This is a genomic window from Cupriavidus yeoncheonensis (assembly GCF_905397275.1).
GTDB lineage: Bacteria > Pseudomonadota > Gammaproteobacteria > Burkholderiales > Burkholderiaceae > Cupriavidus > Cupriavidus yeoncheonensis.
The window spans coordinates 307,932-332,723 of record NZ_CAJPUY010000004.1; the positions used below are offsets into that span (position 1 = coordinate 307,932).

Consider the following 24,792-nt stretch of genomic DNA (forward strand, 5'->3'; position numbering starts at 1 on the left):
GGAGCTGACCATGTTCGAACGCATCATCCGCTTTGCCATCGAGCAGCGCTGGCTGGTCCTGCTGGGCGTGCTGGGCATGGCGCTGCTGGGCCTGTACAGCTACAGCCGCCTGCCGATCGACGCCGTGCCCGACATCACCAATGTGCAGGTGCAGATCAACACCGAGGCTCCCGGCTACTCGCCACTGGAAACCGAGCAGCGCGTGACCTACCCGATCGAGACCGCCATGGCCGGCCTGCCCGGGCTGGAGCAGACGCGCTCGCTGTCGCGCTATGGCTTGTCCCAGGTCACCGTGATCTTCAGGGATGGCACCGACATCTACTTCGCGCGCCAGCTCGTCAACCAGCGCATGCAGGAAGCGCGCGAGAAGCTGCCCGACGGCACCACGCCCCAGCTCGGGCCGATTTCCACCGGCCTCGGGGAAATCTACCTGTGGACCGTCGAAGCCGACGACAACGCACGCAAGCCTGATGGCACGCGCTACACGCCGACCGACCTGCGCGAGATCCAGGACTGGATCATCAAGCCGCAGCTGCGCACCGTGGCTGGCGTGACGGAGATCAACACCATCGGCGGCTTCGCGCGCGAGTACCTGGTGGCACCCAGCCCGGAACGCCTGGCGTCGTATGGCCTGAGCCTGCAGGACGTGGTGCGGGCGCTGGAGAAGAACAACAGCAACGTGGGCGCGGGCTACATCGAACGGCGCGGCGAGCAGTACCTGGTGCGTGCGCCGGGCCAGGTCGGCTCGATGGACGATATCCGCGACGTGATCGTCGGCACCGCGCAGGGCCAGCCCATCCGCATCCGCGACCTGGCCGAGGTCGGCCTGGGACGCGAACTGCGCACCGGCGCTGCGACCGACAACGGCCGCGAGGTGGTGCTGGGCACCGTGTTCATGCTGATCGGCGAGAACAGCCGCGCGGTCTCGCGCGCGGTGGACGCGCGCATGGCCGAGATCAACCGCTCCCTGCCCCGGGGCGTGCGCGCCGTGACGGTGTATGACCGCACGGTGCTGGTCGACAAGGCCATTGCCACCGTGAAGAAGAACCTGCTCGAAGGCGCGGCGCTGGTGGTGGCGGTGCTGTTCCTGTTCCTCGGCAATATCCGCGCGGCGGTCATCACCGCGCTGGTGATTCCGCTGTCGATGCTGTTCACCTTCACCGGCATGGCCACCTACCGCATCAGCGCGAACCTGATGAGCCTGGGCGCGCTGGACTTCGGCATCATCGTCGATGGCGCGGTGGTCATTGTCGAGAATTGCGTGCGCCGCCTGGCCCATGCGCAACACCACCACGGCCGCCCGCTCACGCGCAGCGAACGCCTGCACGAGGTGTTTGCGGCGGCCCGGGAGGCGCGCCGCCCGCTCGTGTTCGGCCAGCTGATCATCATGATCGTCTACGTGCCGATCTTTGCGCTGTCCGGCGTCGAAGGGAAGATGTTCCACCCGATGGCGATCACGGTGGTGCTGGCACTGGCCGGCGCCATGCTGCTGTCGGTGACCTTCGTGCCCGCCGCCGTGGCGCTGTTCATCGGCGAGCGCGTCGCGGAAAAGGAGAACCGCGTGATGCAGTGGGCGCGCCAACTCTATGCGCCCGCACTGGCCCGCGCCATCGCCAATACGCCGGTGGTGCTGGCCTTCGCCCTGGTCGCCGTGGTGCTGAGCGGACTGGTCGCCACGCGTCTTGGCAGCGAGTTCATCCCGAACCTGAACGAAGGCGACATCGCCGTCCAGGCGCTGCGCATCCCCGGCACCAGCCTGAGCCAGTCGGTGGCGATGCAGCAGCAGATCGAGGCGCGCCTGAAGGAGAAATTCCCGGAGGTCGAACGTGTGTTCTCGCGCACGGGCACCGCCGAGATCGCCGCCGACCCGATGCCGCCCAATGCCTCGGATGCCTACATCATGCTGCGGCCGCGCAGCGCATGGCCCGATCCGCGCAAGACGCGCGACCGGCTGCTCGCGCAGATGCAGGCGGAACTCGAGACCATCCCCGGCAACCGCTACGAGTTCTCGCAACCGATCCAGCTGCGCTTCAACGAGCTGATCTCGGGCGTGCGCAGCGATGTCGCGGTCAAGCTGTTCGGCGACGACAACGCGGTGCTGGAAGCCACGGCGCAGAAGATCGCCTCTGCGCTGCAATCGGTACCCGGCGCCGCCGAAGTCAAGGTCGAGCAGACCACCGGCCTGCCCGTGCTCACGGTCGCGATCGACCGCGCCCGCGCGGCGCGCTACGGGCTGAACATGACCGACGTGCAGGACACCGTCGCCATCGCCATCGGCGGGCGCGATGCCGGCACGCTGTTCGAAGGCGACCGGCGCTTCCGCATTGCGGTGCGCCTGCCTGAAGACGTGCGCGCCGATGTCGATGCCCTGCGGCGCCTGCCGATTCCACTGCCGTCCGATGCGAGGCCAGCCGCCAGCGGCGTGCGCATGACATCGGCCGACGCCGCGCCCCGCACCAGCTATATCCCGCTTGGCGAGATCGCCACGTTCGACATCGCGCCAGGCCCCAACCAGGTGTCGCGCGAGAACGGCAAGCGCCGCATCGTCATCAGCGCCAACGTGCGCGGGCGCGATGTCGGCAGCTTCGTGCCCGACGCCCAGGCCGCGATTGCCGGGCGCGTGGCGATTCCCACCGGCTACTGGATCGCCTGGGGCGGCACCTTCGAGCAGTTGCAGTCGGCGACCAACCGCCTGCAGATCGTCGTGCCGCTGGCGCTGCTGATGGTATTCGTGCTGCTGTTCGCGATGTTCGGCAACCTGAAGGACGGCCTGCTGGTGTTCACCGGCATCCCGTTCGCGCTGACCGGCGGCATCCTGGCGCTGTGGCTGCGCGGCATTCCGCTGTCGATCTCGGCAGCGGTGGGCTTTATCGCGCTGTCGGGCGTGGCGGTGCTCAATGGGCTGGTCATGCTGTCGTTCATCCGCAGCCTGCGCGAGGAAGGACTGGCGCTCGACGAGGCCGTGCGCTCCGGCGCGCTGAGCCGGCTGCGGCCGGTGCTGATGACGGCGCTGGTGGCCTCGCTCGGCTTCATCCCGATGGCGATCGCCACGGGCACCGGTGCCGAAGTGCAGCGCCCGCTGGCCACGGTGGTGATCGGCGGGATCGTGTCGTCGACGGCGCTGACGCTGCTGGTGTTGCCGGTGCTGTACCGGCTTGCGCATCGCCGCGATGAGCCGGTGGGTGCCGGCGAAGGCGTGCGCAGTGCGCTGGTGCGCGATCCGGCCAGCTAGCGCCGCGCGGGCCTCGTCCCGGAGCCCGGATCCCGGCGCCTTGCGGCGCCGGCTCGGACCCGTCAGAGGGTGGCGTGAACCGCGGGGGCCGCGAGGTTCGCGAGCACGCGCAGCGCGGCCATCTCGCGGGCATCCCAGGCCGCGCGGCCGGCCAGGTAGTTGAACGTGCCGAATACGCGCCCGGCCTTGCACAGCGGCACATTGACCACGGCCGTGCATCCCAGCGAGCGGATCAGTGCGACGTCGTCGAACACCGCGGCCAGCGCCGCGTCGCCTTCGCCGACGAAGACCTGGCCGGCTTCGAGCAGTTGCCGGCGCCAGGGACTGTCCGGCTTGGACTTCTTCCCGCCCGGCGGATAGGCCGCGGGATCGGACGACCAGATCCGCTCGATTTCCGCCGTACCCGCATGCCACGCGTTGATGGTCAGCAGGCCCGGTCCCAGCAGCCGCAGCGTCGCCCGGCCTACGGCATCCAGCGTTTCCAGCGGGCTGGCCGCGCGCTGCAGCGCATCGCACAGGCCATTGGCGCAGACCAGTATCTCCGCGGCGTGGTCCAGGGCGGCACTCACGTCATTCCCCATGGATGCCGAGCTCGCGGATGAGCTTGCCGTAGCGGTCCGCATCCTTGCGCAGGATGGTGCCGAACTGCTGCGGGGTGGACGTGGCGGTCTCCACGCCGATCGCGTTCATCTGCTTCTTGACCTCGGGCAGCGACATCACCGTATTGATTTCGCGGTTCAAGCGCGTGACCAGCTCGGCAGGCATGCCCTTCGGGCCGAACGCGCCGTACCAGACGGCCAGTTCATAGCCCGGCACGGTCTCCGCGACGGTCGGCGTATTGGGCAGCAGCGGCGAGCGCTTGGCTTCGGTGACGGCCAGCAGGCGCAGCTTGCCGGCCTTCACGTGCGGCAGCGTCTGGGTGCCCGCGGAGAACAGTACCTGCGTCTGGCCGGCGACCGTATCGACCACTGCCGGCGCACCGCCCTTGTACGGCACGTGCAGCATCTGCACGCCGGCCATCCGCTCGAACAGCACCGCGCTCAGGTGATTGGTGGAGCCGGGGCCCGCGCTCGCATAGGCCAGCTTGCCGGGATTCGCCTTGGCGTAGGCGATCAGCTCCTTCAGGTTCTGCGCGGGCACCGACGGATTCACCACCATCGTGTTGGTCACATAGGCAAGCAGCCCCAGCGGCGTGAAATCCTCGACACCGCGGAACGGCATATTGGCCATCAGCGCCGGGTTCATCGCATGCGTGCTCATCGAGCCGACCAGCAGCGTGTAGCCATCGGGCTTGGCGCGCGCGACCATCGCCGAGCCGATATTGCCCGACGCGCCCGGCTTGTTGTCCACGATGACCGGTTGCCCGAGCGAGCGCGTCAGGTGCTCGGACAGCACGCGCGCGAGGATGTCGGTGGAACCGCCCGCGGCCCACGGCACGATCAGCGTAATCGGCTTCTGCGGGTAGGTGTCCGCGGCATGCGCGGCGGCGCAAAGCGCCAGCGCGGCAACGCCGCCCAGCAGTCGTTTCACGATGGATTTCATGGTCTTGCTCTCCTCTGTCTCGCGCGAACCAGCGTGCCGCTATCCGCGCCCCCTTCTGTTGATGGATGGCCGGCTTCAGCGCCCGACGGCGTAGCCCTGCATGCCGCGCGCATTGGCACCGGCGCGCAGCACCAGGCGCCCGCTCGCGTCGCGTTCGCGCGTGCATGCGGACATGCGCCCTTCGGACCATGGATCGCCCACGCGCACGTCATGGCCGCGGTCGCGCAGTGCGGCGAGCGTGGCCTCGGGGAAGCGGGATTCCATGGTGATCCGGTTGAGCACGGTCTGGCGTGGCCAGAACGAGCCCGGGAAATGGTCGATATGCCAGCCGGGCGCGTCGATGGCCTCCTGCAGGTTCATGCCATGCACCGCATGGCGCAGGAAAAACGCGAGCGACCACTGGTCCTGCTGGTCGCCGCCGGGCGTGCCGAACACCATGTACGGCTCGCCGTCGCGCAGCGCGAGCGAAGGCGACAGCGTCGTGCAAGGGCGCTTGCCCGGCGCGAGCGAGTTCGGCAGGCCGGGCTCGAGCCAGGTCATCTGCAGGCGCGTATTGAGCGCGAAGCCCAGCGCGGGGATGGTCGGGCTCGATGACAGCCAGCCGCCGGACGGTGTGGCCGCCACCATATTGCCGTGCCGGTCGATCACGTCCACATGGCAGGTGTCGCCCACGAACAGCTCGCGCTCGGCCCACTCCGACACCGGCGGCAGCTCGGCAAAGGTCGGCTCGCCCACGCCGAAGCGCACGTCGGCGCGCTGCAGCGTGCGCACCGCGGCTTCCAGGTCGGGCAGGCGCGGCGTCGCGCCGCCAGGCATGCCCGGGTCGATCGAGCGCGCGGCACGCTCGCCGATGCGCTGCGCGCGGCCGGCCAGGTAGCCGCCGTCCAGCAACGCGGCAAGCGGACTGGCCGCGAAGCGCGGATCGCCATACCACGCGAGCCGGTCGGCCATGGCCAGCTTGCAGGCCTCGGCAATCCGGTGGACGAACTCCGCCGAGTCCGGGGCGTGCTGTTCGAGGCCTGCCTGCCGCAGCATGCCCAGTTGCTGCAGGAACACCGGTCCCTGGCTCCAGATATCGCACTTGGCCACGGTATAGCGGCCGAAGTCGAGCGTGGCCGGCGCTTCCACGTCAGGCTGCCATGCGGCCATGTCCTCGTACCGGAGCAGGCCCGTGTGCTTGTCGCCGGTGGTGTCACGCACGTGCGTGTTGCGGCAGTAGCTGTCGATCTCGCGTGCCACGAAGCCGCGGTACCAGCAGTCCATGGCCGCGTCGATCTGGCCTTCGCGGCTCTGGCTGCGCTGCTGCGCTTCCTCGACGATGCGCGTGTAGGTGGCCGCCAGCGCGGGCAGCGTATGCAAGCTCCCGGGACGCGGCACCTTGCCATCGGGCAGCCAGGTCTCGGCGGAGCTGTGCCATTCGTCGCGGAACAGCGCCTGCACGGCCAGGATCGCGCGGGAAATGCGGGGCACCAGCGGGAACCCGTCGCGCGCGTAGCCAATGGCCGGCGCCAGCACGTCGGCGAGCGGCCAGGTGCCATGGTCGCGCAGCATGGTCAGCCAGGCACCGAACGCGCCCGGCACCGTGGCCGGCATCAGGCCGATGCCGGGCATCAGTTCCAGGCCCATGGCGCGCAGTTTTTCCGGGTCGGCCAGCGCCGGCGCGGCGCCCTGCCCGCAGACCGAGCGCACGCGGCGCTCGCGTTCGCTCCAGTACAGGATCGGTACTTCGCCGCCGGGCCCGTTCAGGTGCGGCTCCACCACCTGCAGCACGAAGCCGGCCGCGGCCGCGGCGTCGAAGGCATTGCCCCCCCGCTCCAGGACGCCCATGGCGGTCTGCGTGGCCAGCCAGTGGGTCGATGCCGCCACACCAAAGGTGCCGACGATTTCCGGACGGGTAGTGAACATAGAAGGGCTCCAGGGGATCAGGTCAGTATAGGATCATGAAATAACCGCAATGACATCTTTAGTTATCATTGCATTACCGATTGGTTATACGGCTGTCCTGCCCCGTCCCCTCATGTCCATCGCCTCCGACCAGCTGGTCCATCGTGTCATCTCGCGGTTGCGCCTCAGGCACATGCCGCTGCTGCTGGCGCTGGAAAGGCAGCGCTCGGTCTCGCGGGTCGCCGCCGAGATGAACCTGTCGCAGCCGGCCGTCACCAAGATGCTGCGCGAAATCGAGGACATCTTCGCGGTACCGCTGTTCACGCGCACGCGTCAGGGGCTGGAGCCGACGCCGACCGGCCTGAGCGTGCTGGCGCACGCCCGCCTGGCGCTGGCCGACGCGGACGCGCTCGGCCGCGAGCTTGCCGTGATCGAGGCCGGCTTGTCGGGGCGGCTGCGCCTGGGGGTAATTCCGTACATCGCGCGGCCGGTGCTGGACGCCGCCTGCACCTTCGGCTTGGCGCGCTCCCCGCGCATCTCGGTCCTGGTGCGCGAGGGCACCACGGATGAACTGGTGGCCGCGCTGCGCGCCCACGAACTCGATTGCGTGATCGCGCGCACGTTCTACGTGCCCGGCGAGGACATCATGCAGCGTCCGCTCTACCGCGAAGAGCCGGTGCTGGTGGTGCCGACCCAGGCGGCGGCGCGCCTGGCGCGCAGCGGGCTGGACTGGGGCCGCCTGGCCGAGCGCGACTGGCTGCTGCCCCCGCCCAATACGCCCATCCGCCGCACCATCAACACCATGTTCGCGGTGGCAGGCGTGGCGCAGCCCACGCCGATCGTCGAAACGTACTCGATCAAGACGATGGCCACCGTGCTGCGCAGCCATCTGGGCGCCATCACCATCGTGCCAAGAGGCGTCGCCGCCGAACTGGTGGAGGCCGAAGGCGCGACGACGCTACCCCACCCACTGAGCTGGGACCTGCCGCCCGTGGGCGTGATGTGGCGCAGGGAGTCGGGGGAGGATGAAAAGATCGCGGCGCTGGTGGCGAGCGTGACGGCGGTGGGGGGGCGGGTCTGAGGCGACGGGCGCCGTGCAGCGCGCCGGCGGCTCCGTGGCATCAGGCAGTTGCGTGCGGCCGCGGCTCGCCGTGCGCCGGGAACAGCAGCGCAAACATGGTTTCACCGTCGCTACTGCTTACCGAAACACGTCCGCCATGCAGGCGCATGATGGAATCGACAATGGCCAGCCCCAGGCCGGTGGATGCCGCGGAGTTGCGTCGCGACGGATCGGCGCGGTAGAAGCGGCCGAAGATATGAGGCAGGACCTCCGGCGCGATGGCCGGCCCCGCATTGGCCACGCGGATGCAGATATCGCCGCCCTCTTCGCCGGCTCGACGGGCAACATCGACGCGCACCGTGCTGCCCGCTGGCGCGTGCCGCAACGCATTGTCGAGCAGGTTCGTGACGGCGCGGCGCAGCAGCGTCTGGTCCGCGTGGATGCTGGCAGCGCCGGCCACCGACACGCGCACATCGCGGTCGGCCGCTACCGCCTCGAAGTATTCGGCGACCTTGTCGAGTTCGGCGCGCGCGTCGAGCGCGCGCACGCCCATGGCCACCTGCGCATGGTCGGCACGCGCCAGGAACAGCATGTTCTCGATCATGCGCGACAGGCGCTCGTACTCCTCCAGGTTGGATTCGAGCAAGGCCTCGTACTCGGCCACGCTGCGGCTCTGCGCCAGCGTGACTTCGGTCTGGCCGACCAGGTTGCTGATCGGCGTGCGGAAGTCGTGCGCCAGGTCCGCGGAGAACGCGGACAGCCGCGAGAAGCTGTCCTGCAGGCGCGCCAGCATGCCGTTGAGTTCGCCCGCCAGTTCGCGCAGTTCGGCCGGTGCGCTGCCGGCGTCGAGGCGCGTGGCCAGGCGGCTCGTGGTCACCGCCGCCGCATCGGCCGCCATGCGCCGCAGCGGCCGCAGGCCGCGCCGCGCCAGCACAAAGCCGAGCGCCGCAGCCACGGCCGCGCCGCACAGTGTTGCCGCGAGCAGCCGGTGGCGGTATTCGCGCATCAGCGCCACGCGATAGCCGGCGTCGCGCAGCACCACGATCTCCACCGAACGGCCGGTATCGCCAAGCTGCCCAAGCGCCGCGATGGCCGACGACTCCGCCCCGCTCTTCGGCTGCCACGTCTGCAGCAGCGACTTCTGCGGCTGGGTGGCGACGGGCAGCACATGCAGCGCCGGAATGGCCTCGTTGCGCGGGTTGAGCGTGACCAGCGGCTCGCCTTGCGGCGTGCGCACCACCAGGATCAGGCCCTCGTGCCCCATGGCGATATCGGCGAACCGGTGGGTATCGGCGCGGACCTCGTCTTCATTGCGCACCTCGCGCAGCAGGTGGCGCACCAGCAAGACTTCGCCGACCAGCTCGCTTTCGTCACGCCCCTGCAACTGCGCCGACAGCGCGCCCGACAGGTAGGCCGCAACGCCCGCCAGGATCGCAGCCGTGGCCAGGCCATACGCCAGCGTCAGCCGCGCGGTGAGGGAGGAAGGCAGGCGCATCACGCGTCGCCCAGGCTCGGCTCATCCTCGTCGAGCACATAGCCCATGCCGCGCCGGGTGTGGATCAGCTTGCGGTCGAACGGGTCGTCGACCTTGGCGCGCAGCCGGCGGATGGAGACGTCGACCACGTTGGTGTTGCTGTCGAAGTTCACGTCCCACACCTGCGAGGCGATCAGCGAGCGCGACAGCACCTCGCCACGGCGCCGCGCGAGCAGGTAGAGCAACGCGAATTCCTTCGACGTGAGGTCGATCTTCTGCCCCGCGCGCGTCACGCGGCGGCGGATCGCGTCGATCTGCAGGTCGGCCAGCTCGATGAATTCGCTCTCGCGCAGGGGCCCGCGGCGCAGGATGGTGCGGATGCGCATGACCAGCTCGGCGAACGCGAACGGCTTGACCATGTAGTCGTCGGCGCCGAGCTCCAGGCCCTTGAGCCGGTCCTGCAGCTCGTCGCGCGCGGTCAGGAACAGCACCGGCGTATCGCGCTCGCGGCGCAGCTCGCGCAGCACGCTCCAGCCGTCCAGGCCGGGCAGCATCACGTCGAGCACGATCAGGTCATAGGGCTGCTCGCGCGCGTGGGCCAGGCCGTCGATGCCGTCCCGCGCGAGGTCGACCACAAAGCCGGATTCGGTCAGTCCCTTTTGCAGGTAATCGCCCGCCTTGGGCTCGTCTTCGACAATCAGGATGCGCATGCAGGTCCTTTCGGGCGGGCACCATTGCGCCGCCAGGGCATAACGCTAGCGGAGTCTGGTCCAGCGCGGCGCAAGATGTCAAAAATGTCATCTGCAGGTGACGCATCCGCGTCAGCGAGCCCGGTAGAATGGCCACTGACACCGAACGCACCTGTTGGTTCCACAGCTGGTTCCACGCCCCCCCCGATGAAACGCCCGAATATCCGCTTCTTCCTGCTGTGCCTTGCGCTGCTGGCCCTGCCCGGTGCGGGCCAGGCCGCATCCCAGTCGCCGGCCTGTGCCGTGGTGCAGGCCGCGGGCTTGTCGCTGGCCGAACGACATGCGGCGGCCAAGGCGAGCGCCGAAGCGGCCCTGGTTCCGGCGCCGCATTGCGCCGATGGCGCCGTGCGCGTCATGACCAACCCCGACAGCGACGGCAGCCCCCTGCAACTGCACGACAGGAACGGCAACGCCGATGGCAAGCCCGCCCAGGGCGACAGCAGCCGTGCCGACGGCCGCTGCGCCGCGCGCGACGGATGCACCGTGGGCGTGCTGACCGAACTCCCGATCGCGTCGCTGGCGCACTATGGCCATGCTGCCGCGATGGCGTCCACGGCCGTTTTTGCCGGCCCCCTCAGCGGCTTCCCTGCCCTGCCCTGAAGCGTCCTGGCGCGCCCGCCAGGACCTGCAGGTGCCTTAATCGACGCGGATTGGTCGACGCGGTTTAGTCGACGCGGTTTAGTCGACGCGGTAAAAATCGATCGACTGGCCCGCGTTGACCGCGCGCTGAAGCCAGTCCGGATACTCCCCGGTGCCGTCCCAGCTCTGTCCCATTGCATTGCGGTAAAGCACGGCCTTCTTTGGCGGCTGCTGCACTGCAGTGGCTTCAATGGGCGTGGGCTTGTCCGTTGCGTCGGGAATTTCCGCGGCCGCGGCCTCTCCGGGGGACGGTTCCACGTCGAAACATCCGGCGGCCATCAGGTCGTCAAGCGTGAGGGCGTAGTTGTCCATTTGCTCGCGAATCCAGGCGATCGCGGCAAGCTTGGCTGATTCAGACTCAGGCATGCGTATTGTGAGAAGCCCGCCGCAATGTCTCCGATCCCGGCGGTGCAATGGAAGACCGGCGCCAGACAGCGGCACCGGTTTGATTTCCGGGATTTTACCGTGTTTGGCGACGGGTCCCGCGAAACGCGGCCGGCGACCCGCAGGCGCGGGCCCATGACGCCATTGTCATGGTGGAGTCATGCTGCCGTGCGGCACGCCTGCCTAGACTGCCCGCATGGCTGGTCAAGCCCTGACCGCCGATGACGGAGATACACCATGCGACTGCTCAGACATACCCTGATGGCCACGGCAATGGCCGCTACCCTGGCCGGCGTGGCCACCGCGGCGAGCGCTGCCGGCACACGCACGCCCGACCCCTATCTGGACGGCGCGCGCAGCATCCACAGCCCGCGCGATGTCTTCACCGATGGCGCCCGCAGCAACCCGCGCACGCCCGACCCGTACACCGACGGCGGGCGCAGCGGTCCGCGCACGCCCGATCCCTACTCCGACGGCGCCTGAGCCCTCATGGCTCAGCGCACCTCGCCATAGATGCGGCGGGCGTCCGCGGCCGTGGCCAGCGGACGGCCCAGCGTCAGCCCGCCCTGCGCGGCCTGTGCCACCAGCGCTGCGTTGCCCGCGGCCAGGCTGCCGTCACGCAGGTACAGGTTGTTCTCGAAGCCCACGCGGACATGGCCACCGAACGCCGCCGCGGCGGTCACGCAGGCATTCTCCTCGCGGCCGAATGCGCAGATGGACCACGGCAGGGTGCCGTCGGCCACCTGCAGGAACGGCAGCAAATCGCGCGGCGACGATACCTGTCCCGCGGAATAGCGCCCCAGCACATACAGCACCGACCACGCGCCGGGCGGGACCATGCCGCGTTCGCGCATGGCTTGCCAGCGCTGCACATCCGCCGCGTCATACAGGATCACCTGCGTCATGATGCGCTCGCGCGCGAGCCAGCCGAGGAAATCCGCCAGCTCGGCCTCGCTCACGTCCGGGACCGCGATTTCGCGCAGGCCCACCGATACCGCCTCGGGCCGCAGCTCGCGCACCATCGCCATCTGCTGCGCGGCCTGGTACACGCCGGCGGCCTCGCTGGTGACCTGCACCAGCAAGGCATCGCCCACCGCCTGCCTGACCGTGGCCAGCGCCTCGCGGTAGGTCTGCGCATCGAGCGAATGGCGCCCCTGCGCATCGCGCACGTGCATGTGCATCATGGCCGCGCCGGCATCAAGGCAGGCCTTGGCGTCAGCCGCCAGTGCGGCGGCGGTAAGCGGTACCGCGGCGTGGTCGCTGGCGCGCTTGTAGGCGCCATTGGGCGCCACGGTGATGATCAGCGGCGAGCTCGCCAGCGGTTGCTGGGGCGGGGCCTGGGTTGCTTGCGTCATGGCTGGATCTCGGGCAGTTCGGGGGCAATCAGGTCAAGGCCGGCGCGCAGCAGCCGGTCATAGCGTGCGCGTTCGGCGGCAATGGTTTCGGGGGTCCACGCATAGAAGCCTTCGCCGCGCTTCATGCCGTGGCGGCCGTCGGCCGCGCGCTCGCTCAGACAGCGCGCGGGATGGTCGTCATTGCAGAAGGTCGGGTACATGGTAGCGCCGGCGGCGGCGTGCACGTCGATGCCGGCATGGTCGCGCTGCAGGACTGGCCCCACGGCCAGGAAGCGGAAGCCGAAGCCGAAGCGCACCGCGGCGTCCACGTCCTCGGCCGACGCAATGCCCCGGTCGATCAGGCTGAAGGCCTCGCGCGACAGCGCGTGCTGCAGCCGGTTGGCCAGGAAGCCGGGCAGGTCCTGGCGCACCTTGACCGGCACCATGCCGCAGCGGCGCATGAAGGCGATCAGTGCATCGGCACAGGCTTCGTCGCTGCCCGTGCCCATGACCACCTCGACCAGCGGCACCAGGTGCGCCGGCATGAAAAAGTGCAGGCCCAGCATCCGCCCGCGCCCGGCAAGCCCGTCGCCGATGGCGCTGATCGGGAAACTGGAACTGTTGCTGGCCAGCACGGCGTCGGGGCGCGCCCGTGCGCACAGGTCCGCGAACAGCGCCTGCTTGAGTTCGAGCCGCTCGGGAATGCACTCGATCACCAGGTCCACCGAGGACCAGTCCACTGCGTCCAGGTCCGGCACCACGGCAAGCCGCTGCGCGCCTTCGGCGCGGCCGATCGCCGCCAGGTTGGCGGCCACGCGGCCGGGCAGCGCGCCGGCACGGCCGGCATCGGGCTCGATCACGGTGGTATGGCACATCGCCCGGGTCAGGACCACGGCGACATCGGCGCCCATGGTGCCGCCGCCGACCACGACGGCATGGGCAACGCCAGGGCGGTCAAGCGGGACGGGGGGGACGGAGGGGACGGGATTCTGCATAGCGTCGTTTGGCATGGCGAAGGCGGCAGGCACGCTTGGCCACCGCCGGAATTGGGGAATGGCAGCAGTGTAGAGAAGCCGCTTTGATTGATGAAGTCGATTCTATGGATAAAATGATCTGAATTCGAGATCAATCATCCGGCCCGGAACCGAGCCGGGATGCCATCGCCCATGAAGATCAACCTGTCGATGCGTGACATCGAGACCACGCTCGTACTCGGCCGCACGCTGAACTTCCGTCAGGCGGCCACCCAGCTGCACCTGTCGCAATCGGCGCTCTCCACCCAGATCCTGCGGATCGAGGAATCACTCGGCGTGCGCCTGTTCGACCGCACCACGCGCACGGTGCGGCTGACCGCGGCCGGCCAGGTCTTCATGCAGCAGGCCGCGCTGCTGCAGGCGGCCTTCCGTGGCGCGATCGATGCGGTCACGGGCATTGCCAGCGCCGAACGCGGCCAGGTGGCCGTAGCGGCGCTGCCATCGCTGGCGGCGCGCATGCTGCCGCGCGTGCTGATGGACTACCACCGCGCCCGCCCCGAGGTGGCGCTGAAGGTGTTCGATACGCTGTCCGGCCCCGCCTTCGACCTGGTGCGCTCGGGCGATGTCGACTTCGCGCTGACCGCCGCCGATCCGCAGCAGGCCGACCTGCACTATGAACCCCTGCTGTCCGACCGCTTCGTACTGCTGATTCCGGCCGCGCATCCGCTGGCGCGCAGCACGGGCCCGCTGCGCTGGGCCGACACCGCCAGCGCGCCGCATGTGTCGATGACGCACCCGAGCAGCGTGCGCCAGTATGCCGAGTGGGCCTTCCTGCAGAACCGCATCCGCTTCCAGCCGGTGTTCGAGGCCGAGCACCTGGCCACCATCGCCGCCATGGTCGAATGCGGCTTCGGCGTGGCGGCGCTGCCGGAGATCGCCGCGGGCACGGTGCGCCAGCCGGGCATCGTCGAGCGGCTGCTGACGGGGCCGGTGACAGAGCGTTCGATCGGGCTGGTCACGCCCCGCAACCGCAGCCTGTCGCCCGCCGCGGCGGAACTGGCCGACGCCGTGCGCGTGCATCTTTCCCAGTTCCGCGGCCAGCCCGAAGCGGCCAGCGCAGGGGTGGATGCATGAGCATCCTCGTCGACGTCCTGGTGCTGGCCGGCATCCTGCTGGCGATCGTGGCCGTGGTGCAGGTCGCCGCCGCGCGTCTCGTGCTGCCGGAATCGACGCTGCTGTCGGCCATCGGCATCGCCATTGGCGCGGGCTACGTGGCGATCGATGCCGCGCATCCGGAGTTCGCGCGGCACTTCCTGCATCCGCTGATCGACCCTGAACTACCACCGGAGGCCTACCTGTGGATCTTCCTGCCGCCGCTGCTGTTCCACGCCGCGCTGACCGCCGACGTGCGCAGCATGCTGCCCGACGCGGGGCCGATCCTGCTGCTGGCCGTGGTCGCCGTGATCGTCGCCACGGGCGTGATCGGCCTTGCCACCGCTGCCGCGAGCGGCATGCCGCTGGCCGCCTGCCTGCTGCTCGGGGCCGTGGTGGCCACCACCGACCCCGCGGCGGTCATTGCAATCTTCCGTGACGTGGGCGCGCCGGCGCGCTTGATCCGCCTGGTCGAGGGCGAGAGCCTGCTGAACGACGCCGCGGCCATCGCCATCGTCGGCGTACTGGTAGCCATGCTCACGGGCCACGGCGCGCAGGCCACGCTGGGCGCCGGCGTGCGCGAGCTGGCGTGGTCGTTCGTCGGCGGCGTGCTGTGCGGCACGCTGGCCGGCCGGCTGGTGGCCGAGGTGCTGCCACGCCTGTCGGGACTGGCCATGGCCGAGAGCGCGCTGACGCTGGCGCTGCCCTACCCGCTGTACCTGCTGGCCGACCAGCTGCTCGACGTGTCCGGCGTGGTGGCCGTGGTCTGTGCCGGCCTGATGGTGAGCGCGCTCGGCCCGACACGCCTGACGCCCGCCAACTGGCGGCACCTGCGCATGATCTGGGAACAGTTCGCGGGCATCGCGGGCGCCGTGGTCTTCCTGCTGGCCGCGGTACGCGTGCCGTCGCTGCTGGCCGGCGTCTCGGTCCATCACGGCTGGCTGCTGCTGGTGCTGGTGGTGGCCGCGCTGGCGGCACGATTGCTGACGTTGTTCGGCCTGTTGCCCGTGCTGTCGTGGCTGCGGCTGAGCGCGCCGATCAACGGCGCGTTCAAGCTGGCCATCGCATGGGGCGGCCTGCGCGGGGCGGTCACGCTGGTGCTTGCGCTCGGCATCGCCGAGAACACCGCGCTGCCGCACCCGGTGCGCCACTTCGTTGCGATCCTGGCCACCGGCTTCGTGCTGGTCAGCCTGCTGCTGAACGGCACCACGCTGCGCTGGCTGATCCACCGGCTTGGCCTGAACCAGCTTTCGCCGCAGGAGCGCGCGCTGCAGCAGCAGGCGATCCGCCTGTCGACCGAGGAGGTCGAGGCCATGCTGGGCCGCGTGGCCGACACCTTCGACCTGCCGCCGGCCGCCGCGCGCGAGGTCGCCCAGCACTACCGGCGCGGCATCGAACTGGGCTCGGCGGAGTTCGACTTCGACCGCGCGCTGTCCGAGCGCGACCGCCTGACCATCGGCCTGGTCACGCTGGCGACGCGCGAACGCGAGCTGATTCCCGAGTACGGCGACGGCGTGATCTCGGTGGCCAACCTGGACGCCATGATGCGCAACACCTCGCACATGATCGACGCCGCGCGCGAGCAGGGCCGCATCGGCTACAACCGCGCGGCGCGGGCCATCCTGCAGTACCACCTGGGCTACCGGATCGCGCTCTTCCTGCACAAGTGGCTGGGCCTGGACCGGCCGCTGGCGCGCGCGCTGGCCGACCGCTTCGAGCTGCTGATCTGCCGGCAGACCGTGCTGGACCGCCTGCGCCGCTACAACCGCTCGCTCCTCACGCCGGTGTTTGGCGCGCGCATGACCACGGTGCTGGACGGCGTGCTGGAAGAGCGCTTTCACTCGGCCGGCGAGGGACTGGCGCAGATGCGCGAGCAGTTCGGCGACTACACGGTGGCGCTGGAGCGGCGCCTGCTGATGCTGTTCGCGCTGCGCAAGGGACAACACTCGCTGGCGTCCATGCGCGAGGAAGCCGTGATCTCCAAGCAGGCGTTCAACCAGATCGAGCAGATCATGCAGCACGCGTGGCAGGCCAACCTGGTGCGCCCGCCCCTGAGCGCGGGTTCCGACCGCTGGGCAAGCTGGCGCAAAGCGCGCCAGGCGGACGCGAACGCCGCGCCGGAGTCGGCACCGGGATCCCGTCCGAACGAATAGCGGGCTGCGCGACGTGCCGTATTGCCAGCCGTATTGCCAGCCGTATTGCCAGCCGTATTACCTGCCGTATTACCCGCCGCAACCCGCGCGGAACAGCGTGCCGTCGACGCGTGCCTGCATCCACGCGGAAAGATCGACCAGGCAGAGCAGCGCGGCCAGCAAGGCAATACCGGACCACGCGGCCGCACGTCCGGCGCGGCTGCCGGCACCGGGGACCGTCAGGACCAGCGGAAGCAGGCAGGCTCCGATGAACACGCAGCGGATTGCCAGCATGCGTCGCTCCGCCGGGGTCAGGCCTGCGCGCCCGCACCGGCATGCGCGGCGGGCGGCAAGCTGGCACCGCGGCGCAAACCCAGCCAAGAGCAGACGGCCGCAAAGCCGGTCACCAGGCCGAGCGCGACGATGGTCTGCACGTAGTTGCCGGTGGATTCGAACGAACGCGCCCCAAGCTGCACGGTCAGGAATGCGCCGACCTGGTGGACCAGGAACAGCAGCCCGAACACCCTGCCCTTGACCTGGCTGCCGTAGCGCTCGAAGCAGAACATCGACGTCAGGATGACCGTGCCCAGGTAGCTGCTGCCGAACAGCAGCGCAAACGGCAGCACGCCCGCCTGCGGCACCAGCAGCAACAGCATCGCCGCGCAGCGCATGGCGTAGAAGCCGGCCAGCAGGCGGTGCTTGTCGAAGCGCAGCGCCAGCGCGCCTGAGGCGATGCCGCTCACCAGTTCCAGCACCCCGAGCGCGCTCAGCGCGTAACCCATTTCCAGGCGCGGCACGCCACGGTCCTGCCAGTGCGCCAGCAGGTGCACGTCGATGAAGGCCATGGTCGCGCCGCAGCCGAAGAACCCGGCGGCCAGCACGTAGAACACCGGATCACGCCGCACGATCGCCCATGCCGAGGCCTGCACCTGCGCCACGGCAGCCCCGGGCGCGGGCGGCTCCCAGCGCGACAGCAGCCATAGCGTGGCGGCCACCGGCAGCGCGAAGACCAGGCCAACGGCGCCGAACACCGTGGTCCACGCCGCCTGCGGCTGCAGCCAGATCCAGAACGGCGACAGCACGATAAAGCCGATCGCCGTGCCGTTCGTGACGACGGCATAGGCCAGCCCTTTCCTGCGCGCCTCGAACAGGCGGTCCACCAGCACGCCCATCGGCACGAAGGTCATCGCCGCGAGCCCGAATGCGCCGACGATGCCGAACGCCAGGCTGAACCAGACCAGCGACTGGTGCCAACACGCCGCACTGGCATAGGCCAGGCCCGCCGCCAGCGCCCCGATCGCCGCGGTGCGCAATGGCCCCACCCTGTCGCTCAGCGCGCCCACCACGGGCGACATGAGGCCCGTGGCCAGCATGAACAGTCCGCCCGACCACGCGAACTGCGCGCGCCCCTGGCCGAAGTGCGTGGCAAGCTGCACGAAGTAGACCTGGTAGACGCCCTTGACGGCGGTCGACGCAAACATCACGGCAAAGCCGGTGGCGACGAGCAGCAGCGTGACGGCGCGGGAAACCCGGACGGTCGTCATGTCAGCGGCTCCGGGGGCAAGCCGGCAGTCCCGGCGCGGGGAAATGGCAAGGCAGCATGGCATCGGTCTCCGGATAGCACGCGGCGCGGCGGTTACCGGGCGGCGGACAGTGAGTAATGATTCGATGCTATGGCATGCGGCGGCCCCCCGCCAGCAACGGACCCGCCATCCATGGCAAATTTTCGGCCATCCTGATATTCGAGTCTGAAGGCACATGGACGCGATAAACTTGCACCTGTGGCAATATTTAGACTGACCGCATCGAGGCCACGACTATCCCACCCATGCGAACCGCCTATTTCCTCATGCTGCCCGGCATCCACATGCTGGACCTGGCCGGGCCGCTGCAGATCCTTGCAACGGTTGCCGAACTTGGCATCGGCAAGCTGGCCGTGCGCTGCGTGGGACCGCATTCGAGCGTGCAGGCGTTCCAGGGTATCGAACTCGGCCGGGTCGGGCCATTGCCGGCGCGGCTGCTTCCGGGCGATCTGGTGCTGGCCATCGGCAGCAAGATGACGGACACGCTGACCCGCTCGCCGGCATGGCGTGATACGGCAGACTGGCTGCGCGGCGTGGCAGCCTGCGCGCGGGAAAGACCTACCATTGCCGCCGTCTGCACGGGTGCCTACCTGCTCGGCGACGCCGGCCTGCTGGACGGGCGGCTCTGCACCACGCACTACGCCCACGTCGGCAGGTTGCGCGCACGGCATCCGGGCGCATCGGTGGTCGACAACCGCATCTTCGTCAGCGACGGCAATATCTGGACTTCGGCAGGCGTCGCCTCGGGCATCGACATGGCCTTGCAGCTCGTGGCCGATGTGTTCGGCGACGAGGCCGCGATCCGCGTGGCGCGCGAGAACGTCGTGCCCTTCCGGCGCTTCGGCAGCGATCCGGAGCTCGATTCGAAATTCCGCTCGCGCTCGCACGGCAATGCGCTGGTCCATGCGGTGCAGGACGCCATCTCCACGGACCTGGCCGCCAGCGTGTCCGATCCGTCTTTTGCCGGGACCTTCGCCACCAGCGTCAGGCACCTGTCGCGTGTGTTTGCCAGGGAAACCGGGCTGACGCCCAAGCAGTACCAGCTTGCGCTGCGCATGGACAAGGCCCGCAGGCTGCTGGAGGCGTCTTCGCTGCCGATCGACGAGATTGCCGGGCAATGCGGCTTCGCGAGCGTGCAGGCCTTCCGTTCCTGCTGGAACAAGGCCCAGCCGATGACTCCCGGGGAGTTCCGGCACGCGCACCGGGACTAGCGTCGCCGCGCCCCGGGAGCGGGACTAACCGGACTACTGCCCGCGCGCCTTTTGCGCCGCCAGGTAGGCATCGCGCGACGGCAGCAGGTGCCGCCGGCACAGCGCCACCAGGTCGTCGCGCCGCCCTTCGCGCAGCGCTTCAATCATGGACCAGTGCTCCTGCCGCGCGCGTTCGCGGTACGCGGCCGCGGCCAGCGTGCCGAAGCGGATCGGGTGGGTGCGCCGCGCGTATTCGCCGATCGCCTGCTGCAGCACGGCGTTGTCGGACAGCGCGAACAGTTCGCGGTGGAATGCCTGGTTGATGCGGAACACGGCGCGCGGGTCGTCGGCCGCCACGGCGGCATCGTGGCGCTGCTGCACGTCGATCAGCGCCTGCAGGCGCCGCGGCGGCACCGGCATGGCGATCAGCGCCGCCGCATGGCATTCCAGCACCTCGCGCAGTGCGTAGAGCTCCACCACCTCATGCGCGTCGAAAGCGCGCACCACCGCGCCGACATTGCGCCGGCGCTCCACCACGCCCATCAGCTCCAGCTCTGCCAGCGCCTGCCGGACCACGTGGCGCTTCAGGCCGAAACGTGCCATCAGCGCGTCTTCCGTCAGACGCTCGCGCGGGTGCAGGCGGCCGAAGACGATGTCTTCCTCCAGCGTCGCGACGACCTGCTGCATCGCGTCGCCGCCGTCGATGGCAGTGACCGTCGCTGTGGTGGCGCCCATGGCTCAGCCCTGCTTCGGCACGGTGTCGACGGTCTGCGTTGCACGCAGGAAGTCGAAATCCACGCCCTGGTCGGCCTGAGTCACGGTCTCCAGGAACAGCTTGCGGTAGCCGCGCTCGGCGCGCGGGCGCTCCACCGGCTGCTCCGCAGCGCGCCGGGCAAGCTCGGCGTCGTCGACGAGCAGCGCAATCTCGCGGTTCGCCACGGACAGGCGGATGCGGTCTCCGCTGCGCACCAGCGCCAGCGGCCCGCCGATGGCGGCTTCAGGCGTCACGTGCAGCACGATGGTGCCGGCGGCCGTGCCGCTCATGCGCCCGTCGGACACGCGCACCATGTCCTTCACGCCGGCCCGCGCGAGCTTCTTCGGAATCGGCATATAGCCCGCTTCCGGCATGCCCGGTGCGCCGGTCGGTCCGATCCGCTTGAGCACCAGGATGTCGTCGGCCTTGACGTCCAGGGACTCGTCGTCGATGCGCTGCGCCATGTCCTCGGCATGCTCGAACACCACGGCGCGCCCTTCATGCTCCATCAGGGCGGGGTTGGCCGCTGATTGCTTGATGATGGCGCCACCCGGTGCCAGGTTGCCGCGCAGCACCGCCAGGCCGCCGGCCGGATAGATGGGGCTGGCCGCGGTGCGGATCACATCCTGCGGGAACGGCGGCGGGGCATCGTCCAGTTCCTCGCCCAGCGTGCGGCCGGAGACGGTCAGCGTGTCCAGATGCAGCAGCGGACGCAGCTCGCGCAGCAGCGTGAGCATGCCGCCGGCCTTGTGGAAGTCCTCCATGTAGTGCTGGCCGGAAGGCTTCAGGTCTACCAGCACCGGGGTCTCGCGGCTCATGCGGTCCAGCCCGGCGAGGTCGATATCGATGCCCAGGCGCCCGGCGATTGCCGTCAGGTGGACGATGCCGTTGGTCGACCCGCCGATGGCCAGCAGCACGCGCAGCGCGTTCTCGAAGGCGTTGCCGGTCAGGATGCGGTCCGGCGTCAGCCGGGCGGCGGCCATGGCGACCGCCGTGGTGCCGGTGCGCTCGGCCACGCGCACGCGATCCGCCGTCACCGCCGGTGCCGACGCGCCGCCGCTCACCATCATGCCGAGCGCTTCCGCTACGCAGGCCATGGTGCTGGCCGTGCCCATCACCGAACAGGTGCCGACACTGGCCACCAGCTGGTTGTTGACGTCGGCGATCTCGGCACCGTCGATCTCCTCGGCACGGTAGCGTCCCCAGTAGCGGCGGCAGTCAGTGCAGGCGCCGACCCGTTCGCCGCGGTGCGCGCCGGTCAGCATCGACCCGGTTACAAGCTGGATGGCAGGCACGCCGGCCGAGGCCGCGCCCATGAGCTGCGCCGGCACGGTCTTGTCGCAGCCGCCGATCAGCACCACCGCGTCCATGGGCTGCGCGCGGATCATCTCCTCGGTGTCCATCGACATCAGGTTGCGCAGGTACATGCTGGTCGGCGCGGAGAAACTCTCGTGCACCGAAATCGTCGGGAAGTCCACCGGCAGGCCGCCCGCGAGCATCACGCCGCGCTTGACCGCCTCCACGAGCTGCGGCGCGTTGCCGTGACAGGGGTTGTAGCTGCTGCCCGTATTGACGATGCCGATGACCGGCCGCGACAGCGCGTCATCGGTAAAGCCCGCCCCCTTGATGAAGGCCTTGCGCAGGAACAGCGAGAAGCCCGTGTCGCCGTAGTTGGTCAGGCCCTTGGCGAGGCCCTGGGTGCTTGCGGGCGTGTCCGGCGACTGTTCGGGGTCTCGGGAGGAAGGCATCCTGCATCTCCAATAGGATTATTGATAATCGAGATGCGAAGCTTAGCCGGCCTGGGGGGCACGCTGCAAGCGCCTCCGGGAACATGGCCAATTAATCCGATTTCGAGATCAGTCGATAGAAAAATTCTGATTCATCAATCAAGAGGTCCACCCTACACTTGGCCGCGATGACGAGCCGGGCATCATCAGCGATGCGGCACGCGAGTCGCCGCGGCTTCCCCCCGATTCCCACAAGATCCCGGCACAGGAGACTTACATGTCCGGCATTTCCCGCATGCCTGGCCGGGGCGTTCGCGCGCCGCGCCGCGCCCTGCTGCTGTCGTCGCTGGCCTGCGCCAGCCTGCTGCTGGCCCCCTCTCTGGCCGCCGCCAGCGACTATCCCAACAAGCCGGTCCGCCTGGTCGTGCCCTACCCGCCGGGCGGCGCCACCGACGTCATCGGCCGCACGCTGGCCCAGCGCCTGTCGGTCACGCTCGGCCAGCAAGTCGTGGTGGACAACCGCGCCGGCGCCGCCGGCAATATCGGCGCGGACCTGGTCGCCAAGTCGGCGCCGGACGGCTACACGCTGCTGATGGGCGCGCTGACCAGCCATGCGATCAACGCCGCGCTGTACAAGAGCCGCGTGCCGTATGACATCGAGAAAAGCTTTGCGCCGGTGGCCATCGTCGGCACCGTGCCGCTGGTGTTCGTGGTCAATCCGTCCGTCAACGCGAGCACGCTGCCGCAACTGGTGTCGCTGGCCAGGTCGAAGCCGGGCACCATCACCTATGGCTCGGCCGGCAACGGCTCGCCGCAACACCTGGCCGGTGAGATGTTCAAGCGCATGGCCGGCGTGGACATGCTGCACGTGCCCTACAAGGGCAGCGGCCCGGCCATGACCGACCTGATCGGCGGCCAGGTGCTGAGCATGGTGGAAACCGTGCCGGCCGCGCAGGCCTATGTGAAGGGCGGCAAGATCCGCGCGCTGGCGGTGACCTCGGCCCAGCGCGTGAGCGCCCTGCCCGACGTGCCCACGGCTGAGGAGGCCGGCCTGAAGGACTTCGAGGTCAGTTCATCGGCATCGTGGCGCCGGCCGGCACGCCGGCGCCCGTGGTCGACCGCCTGAGCGCCGACCTGAAGAAGATCCTGGCCGAACCGGAGGTCAAGGACGCCCTGCTCAAGCAGGGCGCCATCGCCACCTGGACCAGCCCGGCGCAGACCGGTACGCGGATCAAGGCCGAACTGGCGAAGTGGAATACGGTCATCCGCGATGCCGGCGTGAAGCCGGACTAAGCAGGCACCTGCCGGAAACCGGCCTGGGCGGGATACCCGTTCAGGCCACGGCAACGCATCGACCAGCCGCTTGCCACGAAACGCACGGTCACGCCATACATCTGCGGCAAGCCTCGCCCTGCCCTGCCTCGGCAAAGCAACCGGCAACAAATGCGGCTCCAGCCGTATACTCTGCGACAGAGGCCATGCCTCCCCCGCGCGGCGCGTCTCCCTGTGGTGCTCGCTGCAGGAGCCGCCGCGCGTCACCGAATATCCAACAATATCCAATCAGTTACTGGAGTCGCAGCATGCGTGTCGCATTCCTCGGGCTTGGCGTCATGGGTTTCCATATGGCCGGCCATCTTGCCGCCAAGGGCCATGAAGTCACCGTGTATAACCGCACCGCGGCCAAGGCGCAGGCCTGGGTCGCACAGTTTGGCGGCAGCGCGGCGGAAACACCGGCCCTGGCCGTCAGGCAGGCGGACGTGGTGTGTTCGTGCGTCGGCAACGACGACGACCTGCGCTCGGTCCTGATCGGCCCGGACGGCGCTTTCTTCACCGCGCCCACCGGCTGCATCTTCGTGGACCACACCACCGCCAGCGCCAATGTGGCGCGCGAACTCTATGCGGCCGCGCGCGAGCGCGGCCTGCATTTCATCGACGGGCCGGTATCGGGCGGCGAAGTCGGCGCGGAAAAAGGCATCCTGACCATCATGTGCGGCGGCGACGCCGAAGTCTATGCGCGCGCCGAGCCCGTGCTCGGCGCGTACGCGCGTGCCGTGACGCGCGTCGGCGAAGCAGGTGCCGGCCAGCTCGCGAAGATGGTCAACCAGATCAGCATCGCCGGCCTGATCCAGGGCCTGTCCGAAGCGATCGCCTTCGGCGAACGCGCCGGCCTCGACATGCGGCTGGTGCTGGACGTCATCAGCAAGGGCGCAGCCGGCTCCTGGCAGCTCGAGAACCGCGGCCCGACCATGATCGACGACAAGTTCGACTTCGGCTTCGCCGTGGACTGGATGCGCAAGGACCTTGGGCTTTGCCTCGACGAGGCGCGCCGCAACGGCGCCAGCCTGCCCGTCACCGCAACGGTGGACCAGTTCTATGCCGACCTGCAGCAGATGGGCTGCGGCCGCGCGGACACCTCGTCGCTGATCAAGCGCCTGCGCCGCTTCTCCGGGGAATGAGCGATCCGGACGGCACCTGCGGCCGTCCGACAATTCCTACACAGCAATCGGCAAGCGCCCGAGAGGCCCGATGTACCGGTCTGCCTAAGCTGTAGGCAGGAGCACGGGCGGCCGCGGTCATCCGTGCACGGTACAGGAGATGACCATGTGGAAACTTGCAATCGCGCTGGTGATCAGCGCCGGCATGGGCCTGGCCGGCTGTACCGCGACGGGTGCGGTAGCCGGCGGCGTGGCGGGGCACGAACTCACGCACGGTAGCACCGCAGGCACCGTGGGTGGTGCCGTAGTGGGCGGCGTAGTCGGCCACGAACTGGGCAAGTAGCCCGGGACGGAACGCCAACAGCATGCCTCTGCCAACGCCCGCTGCCCGCGCAGCGGGCGTTTCCATGTCCGCATGGGCGCGCCGGGACCGGACCGGCTTTAACGGTTTTACAGGCGAGCTGAAGATATTTGTTGCACGGTCCCAGCCGCCCGGATTCCCGCGTTATTCAAGTACGATAGGCGGGCAAGCCACACCCATTCGATC

Annotated in this window: 21 protein-coding genes and 1 pseudogene; 10 read left to right on the forward strand and 12 right to left on the reverse strand. The window is 69.3% G+C overall.

Annotated elements, in window-relative coordinates:
• The first annotated feature begins 10 nt into the window (after positions 1 to 10).
• Positions 11 to 3,232, forward strand: coding sequence for a CusA/CzcA family heavy metal efflux RND transporter (locus tag KHO22_RS07640; RefSeq protein ID WP_211946494.1), 3,222 nt, complete (start codon positions 11 to 13; stop codon positions 3,230 to 3,232).
• A 62-nt stretch (positions 3,233 to 3,294) separates the two neighbouring features.
• On the opposite strand, the gene KHO22_RS07645 is transcribed toward KHO22_RS07640, so the two are convergent.
• The 3 genes from KHO22_RS07645 to KHO22_RS07655 all read right to left on the reverse strand — a co-directional run bounded on the left by KHO22_RS07645 (position 3,295) and on the right by KHO22_RS07655 (position 6,679).
• Positions 3,295 to 3,813: a GAF domain-containing protein gene (locus KHO22_RS07645; protein WP_211946495.1), complete on the reverse strand. Its 519-nt coding sequence runs from the start codon at positions 3,811 to 3,813 to the stop codon at positions 3,295 to 3,297.
• On the reverse strand, positions 3,803 to 4,774 hold the full coding sequence (locus tag KHO22_RS07650) for a Bug family tripartite tricarboxylate transporter substrate binding protein (RefSeq protein WP_211946496.1): 972 nt from the start codon (positions 4,772 to 4,774) through the stop codon (positions 3,803 to 3,805). Before KHO22_RS07650 ends, KHO22_RS07645 begins: the two co-directional genes overlap by 11 nt.
• A 75-nt stretch (positions 4,775 to 4,849) precedes the next feature.
• Positions 4,850 to 6,679: a gamma-glutamyltransferase family protein gene (locus KHO22_RS07655; protein WP_211946497.1), complete on the reverse strand. Its 1,830-nt coding sequence runs from the start codon at positions 6,677 to 6,679 to the stop codon at positions 4,850 to 4,852.
• A gap of 112 nt (positions 6,680 to 6,791) precedes the next feature.
• Between KHO22_RS07655 and KHO22_RS07660 the strand changes: the two genes are divergently transcribed.
• Positions 6,792 to 7,739 (forward strand): LysR substrate-binding domain-containing protein, encoded by a 948-nt coding sequence (locus KHO22_RS07660; RefSeq protein ID WP_211946498.1) that lies wholly within the window; start codon positions 6,792 to 6,794, stop codon positions 7,737 to 7,739.
• Positions 7,740 to 7,779: 40 nt separating this feature from the next.
• Here KHO22_RS07660 and KHO22_RS07665 read toward each other — a convergent pair whose 3' ends face one another.
• Both KHO22_RS07665 and KHO22_RS07670 read right to left on the reverse strand, forming a co-directional pair.
• Positions 7,780 to 9,213, reverse strand: coding sequence for a heavy metal sensor histidine kinase (locus KHO22_RS07665; RefSeq protein WP_211946499.1), 1,434 nt, complete (start codon positions 9,211 to 9,213; stop codon positions 7,780 to 7,782).
• Positions 9,213 to 9,902: a heavy metal response regulator transcription factor gene (locus KHO22_RS07670; protein ID WP_211946500.1), complete on the reverse strand. Its 690-nt coding sequence runs from the start codon at positions 9,900 to 9,902 to the stop codon at positions 9,213 to 9,215. The genes KHO22_RS07665 and KHO22_RS07670 overlap by 1 nt, the downstream gene beginning before the upstream one ends.
• Positions 9,903 to 10,088: 186 nt before the next feature.
• On the opposite strand from KHO22_RS07670, the gene KHO22_RS07675 reads away from it, so the two are divergent.
• The gene (locus KHO22_RS07675) at positions 10,089 to 10,541 is read left to right on the forward strand and encodes a hypothetical protein (RefSeq protein WP_211946501.1); all 453 of its coding nucleotides are present in this window, start codon (positions 10,089 to 10,091) and stop codon (positions 10,539 to 10,541) included.
• A gap of 78 nt (positions 10,542 to 10,619) precedes the next feature.
• Here the strand turns inward: KHO22_RS07675 and KHO22_RS07680 are convergent, their stop codons facing one another.
• Positions 10,620 to 10,946: an H-NS family nucleoid-associated regulatory protein gene (locus tag KHO22_RS07680; RefSeq protein WP_211946502.1), complete on the reverse strand. Its 327-nt coding sequence runs from the start codon at positions 10,944 to 10,946 to the stop codon at positions 10,620 to 10,622.
• 255 nt (positions 10,947 to 11,201) lie between these two features.
• Here KHO22_RS07680 and KHO22_RS07685 point away from each other — a divergent pair, with 255 nt between their 5' ends.
• A complete protein-coding gene (locus tag KHO22_RS07685) occupies positions 11,202 to 11,447 on the forward strand; it encodes a hypothetical protein (RefSeq protein ID WP_211946503.1) in 246 nt (81 codons plus the stop codon).
• A gap of 11 nt (positions 11,448 to 11,458) precedes the next feature.
• On the opposite strand, the gene KHO22_RS07690 is transcribed toward KHO22_RS07685, so the two are convergent.
• Together KHO22_RS07690 and KHO22_RS07695 are read right to left on the reverse strand one after the other, a co-directional pair.
• Positions 11,459 to 12,319 carry a beta-keto acid cleavage family enzyme gene (locus KHO22_RS07690; protein WP_211946504.1) on the reverse strand — a complete coding sequence of 287 codons (861 nt, stop codon included), beginning with the start codon at positions 12,317 to 12,319 and terminating at the stop codon, positions 11,459 to 11,461.
• A complete protein-coding gene (locus KHO22_RS07695; RefSeq protein ID WP_211946575.1) occupies positions 12,316 to 13,293 on the reverse strand; it encodes a 3-hydroxyacyl-CoA dehydrogenase family protein in 978 nt (325 codons plus the stop codon). The genes KHO22_RS07690 and KHO22_RS07695 overlap by 4 nt, the downstream gene beginning before the upstream one ends.
• A 171-nt stretch (positions 13,294 to 13,464) precedes the next feature.
• On the opposite strand from KHO22_RS07695, the gene KHO22_RS07700 reads away from it, so the two are divergent.
• Both KHO22_RS07700 and KHO22_RS07705 read left to right on the forward strand, forming a co-directional pair.
• Positions 13,465 to 14,406, forward strand: a complete 942-nt coding sequence (locus KHO22_RS07700; protein ID WP_211946505.1) for a LysR family transcriptional regulator — start codon at positions 13,465 to 13,467, stop codon at positions 14,404 to 14,406.
• Complete coding sequence (locus KHO22_RS07705) at positions 14,403 to 16,577, forward strand: cation:proton antiporter (protein WP_230426771.1); 2,175 nt, start codon at positions 14,403 to 14,405, stop codon at positions 16,575 to 16,577. Before KHO22_RS07700 ends, KHO22_RS07705 begins: the two co-directional genes overlap by 4 nt.
• A gap of 69 nt (positions 16,578 to 16,646) precedes the next feature.
• Here the strand turns inward: KHO22_RS07705 and KHO22_RS07710 are convergent, their stop codons facing one another.
• The gene (locus tag KHO22_RS07710) at positions 16,647 to 16,850 is read right to left on the reverse strand and encodes a hypothetical protein (RefSeq protein ID WP_211946506.1); all 204 of its coding nucleotides are present in this window, start codon (positions 16,848 to 16,850) and stop codon (positions 16,647 to 16,649) included.
• A 17-nt stretch (positions 16,851 to 16,867) separates the two neighbouring features.
• Positions 16,868 to 18,100 carry an MFS transporter gene (locus KHO22_RS07715; RefSeq protein ID WP_211946507.1) on the reverse strand — a complete coding sequence of 411 codons (1,233 nt, stop codon included), beginning with the start codon at positions 18,098 to 18,100 and terminating at the stop codon, positions 16,868 to 16,870.
• Positions 18,101 to 18,384: 284 nt separating this feature from the next.
• Here KHO22_RS07715 and KHO22_RS07720 point away from each other — a divergent pair, with 284 nt between their 5' ends.
• Complete coding sequence (locus KHO22_RS07720) at positions 18,385 to 19,350, forward strand: GlxA family transcriptional regulator (protein WP_211946508.1); 966 nt, start codon at positions 18,385 to 18,387, stop codon at positions 19,348 to 19,350.
• A gap of 33 nt (positions 19,351 to 19,383) precedes the next feature.
• Here KHO22_RS07720 and KHO22_RS07725 read toward each other — a convergent pair whose 3' ends face one another.
• Entirely contained in the window at positions 19,384 to 20,064 is a 681-nt protein-coding gene (locus KHO22_RS07725) for a GntR family transcriptional regulator (RefSeq protein WP_211946509.1), read from the reverse strand.
• A 3-nt stretch (positions 20,065 to 20,067) separates the two neighbouring features.
• The gene (locus tag KHO22_RS07730; RefSeq protein WP_211946510.1) at positions 20,068 to 21,831 is read right to left on the reverse strand and encodes an IlvD/Edd family dehydratase; all 1,764 of its coding nucleotides are present in this window, start codon (positions 21,829 to 21,831) and stop codon (positions 20,068 to 20,070) included.
• A gap of 256 nt (positions 21,832 to 22,087) precedes the next feature.
• Between KHO22_RS07730 and KHO22_RS07735 the strand changes: the two are divergent.
• The 3 genes and pseudogenes from KHO22_RS07735 to KHO22_RS07745 all read left to right on the forward strand — a co-directional run bounded on the left by KHO22_RS07735 (position 22,088) and on the right by KHO22_RS07745 (position 24,588).
• Positions 22,088 to 23,103: pseudogene (locus KHO22_RS07735) on the forward strand (tripartite tricarboxylate transporter substrate binding protein).
• Between the two features lie 287 nt (positions 23,104 to 23,390).
• Complete coding sequence (locus KHO22_RS07740; protein WP_211946511.1) at positions 23,391 to 24,266, forward strand: NAD(P)-dependent oxidoreductase; 876 nt, start codon at positions 23,391 to 23,393, stop codon at positions 24,264 to 24,266.
• A gap of 145 nt (positions 24,267 to 24,411) precedes the next feature.
• A complete protein-coding gene (locus KHO22_RS07745; RefSeq protein ID WP_211946512.1) occupies positions 24,412 to 24,588 on the forward strand; it encodes a glycine zipper 2TM domain-containing protein in 177 nt (58 codons plus the stop codon).
• The last annotated feature ends 204 nt before the right edge of the window (positions 24,589 to 24,792 follow it).

What these genes read in the sequence shown, in the direction of transcription:
- KHO22_RS07690 (WP_211946504.1), bottom strand. Translation starts at nt 12,319, where the DNA reads ATGACGCAAGCAACCCAGGCCCCGCCCCAGCAACCGCTGGCGAGCTCG.
- KHO22_RS07645 (WP_211946495.1), bottom strand. Translation starts at nt 3,813, where the DNA reads ATGGGGAATGACGTGAGTGCCGCCCTGGACCACGCCGCGGAGATACTG.
- KHO22_RS07670 (WP_211946500.1), bottom strand. Translation starts at nt 9,902, where the DNA reads ATGCGCATCCTGATTGTCGAAGACGAGCCCAAGGCGGGCGATTACCTG.
- KHO22_RS07650 (WP_211946496.1), bottom strand. Translation starts at nt 4,774, where the DNA reads ATGAAATCCATCGTGAAACGACTGCTGGGCGGCGTTGCCGCGCTGGCG.
- KHO22_RS07725 (WP_211946509.1), bottom strand. Translation starts at nt 20,064, where the DNA reads ATGGGCGCCACCACAGCGACGGTCACTGCCATCGACGGCGGCGACGCG.
- KHO22_RS07730 (WP_211946510.1), bottom strand. Translation starts at nt 21,831, where the DNA reads ATGCCTTCCTCCCGAGACCCCGAACAGTCGCCGGACACGCCCGCAAGC.
- KHO22_RS07680 (WP_211946502.1), bottom strand. Translation starts at nt 10,946, where the DNA reads ATGCCTGAGTCTGAATCAGCCAAGCTTGCCGCGATCGCCTGGATTCGC.
- KHO22_RS07745 (WP_211946512.1), top strand. Translation starts at nt 24,412, where the DNA reads ATGTGGAAACTTGCAATCGCGCTGGTGATCAGCGCCGGCATGGGCCTG.
- KHO22_RS07715 (WP_211946507.1), bottom strand. Translation starts at nt 18,100, where the DNA reads ATGACGACCGTCCGGGTTTCCCGCGCCGTCACGCTGCTGCTCGTCGCC.
- KHO22_RS07710 (WP_211946506.1), bottom strand. Translation starts at nt 16,850, where the DNA reads ATGCTGGCAATCCGCTGCGTGTTCATCGGAGCCTGCCTGCTTCCGCTG.
- KHO22_RS07665 (WP_211946499.1), bottom strand. Translation starts at nt 9,213, where the DNA reads ATGCGCCTGCCTTCCTCCCTCACCGCGCGGCTGACGCTGGCGTATGGC.
- KHO22_RS07640 (WP_211946494.1), top strand. Translation starts at nt 11, where the DNA reads ATGTTCGAACGCATCATCCGCTTTGCCATCGAGCAGCGCTGGCTGGTC.
- KHO22_RS07695 (WP_211946575.1), bottom strand. Translation starts at nt 13,293, where the DNA reads ATGCAGAATCCCGTCCCCTCCGTCCCCCCCGTCCCGCTTGACCGCCCT.
- KHO22_RS07700 (WP_211946505.1), top strand. Translation starts at nt 13,465, where the DNA reads ATGAAGATCAACCTGTCGATGCGTGACATCGAGACCACGCTCGTACTC.
- KHO22_RS07660 (WP_211946498.1), top strand. Translation starts at nt 6,792, where the DNA reads ATGTCCATCGCCTCCGACCAGCTGGTCCATCGTGTCATCTCGCGGTTG.
- KHO22_RS07705 (WP_230426771.1), top strand. Translation starts at nt 14,403, where the DNA reads ATGAGCATCCTCGTCGACGTCCTGGTGCTGGCCGGCATCCTGCTGGCG.
- KHO22_RS07675 (WP_211946501.1), top strand. Translation starts at nt 10,089, where the DNA reads ATGAAACGCCCGAATATCCGCTTCTTCCTGCTGTGCCTTGCGCTGCTG.
- KHO22_RS07720 (WP_211946508.1), top strand. Translation starts at nt 18,385, where the DNA reads ATGCGAACCGCCTATTTCCTCATGCTGCCCGGCATCCACATGCTGGAC.
- KHO22_RS07740 (WP_211946511.1), top strand. Translation starts at nt 23,391, where the DNA reads ATGCGTGTCGCATTCCTCGGGCTTGGCGTCATGGGTTTCCATATGGCC.
- KHO22_RS07655 (WP_211946497.1), bottom strand. Translation starts at nt 6,679, where the DNA reads ATGTTCACTACCCGTCCGGAAATCGTCGGCACCTTTGGTGTGGCGGCA.
- KHO22_RS07685 (WP_211946503.1), top strand. Translation starts at nt 11,202, where the DNA reads ATGCGACTGCTCAGACATACCCTGATGGCCACGGCAATGGCCGCTACC.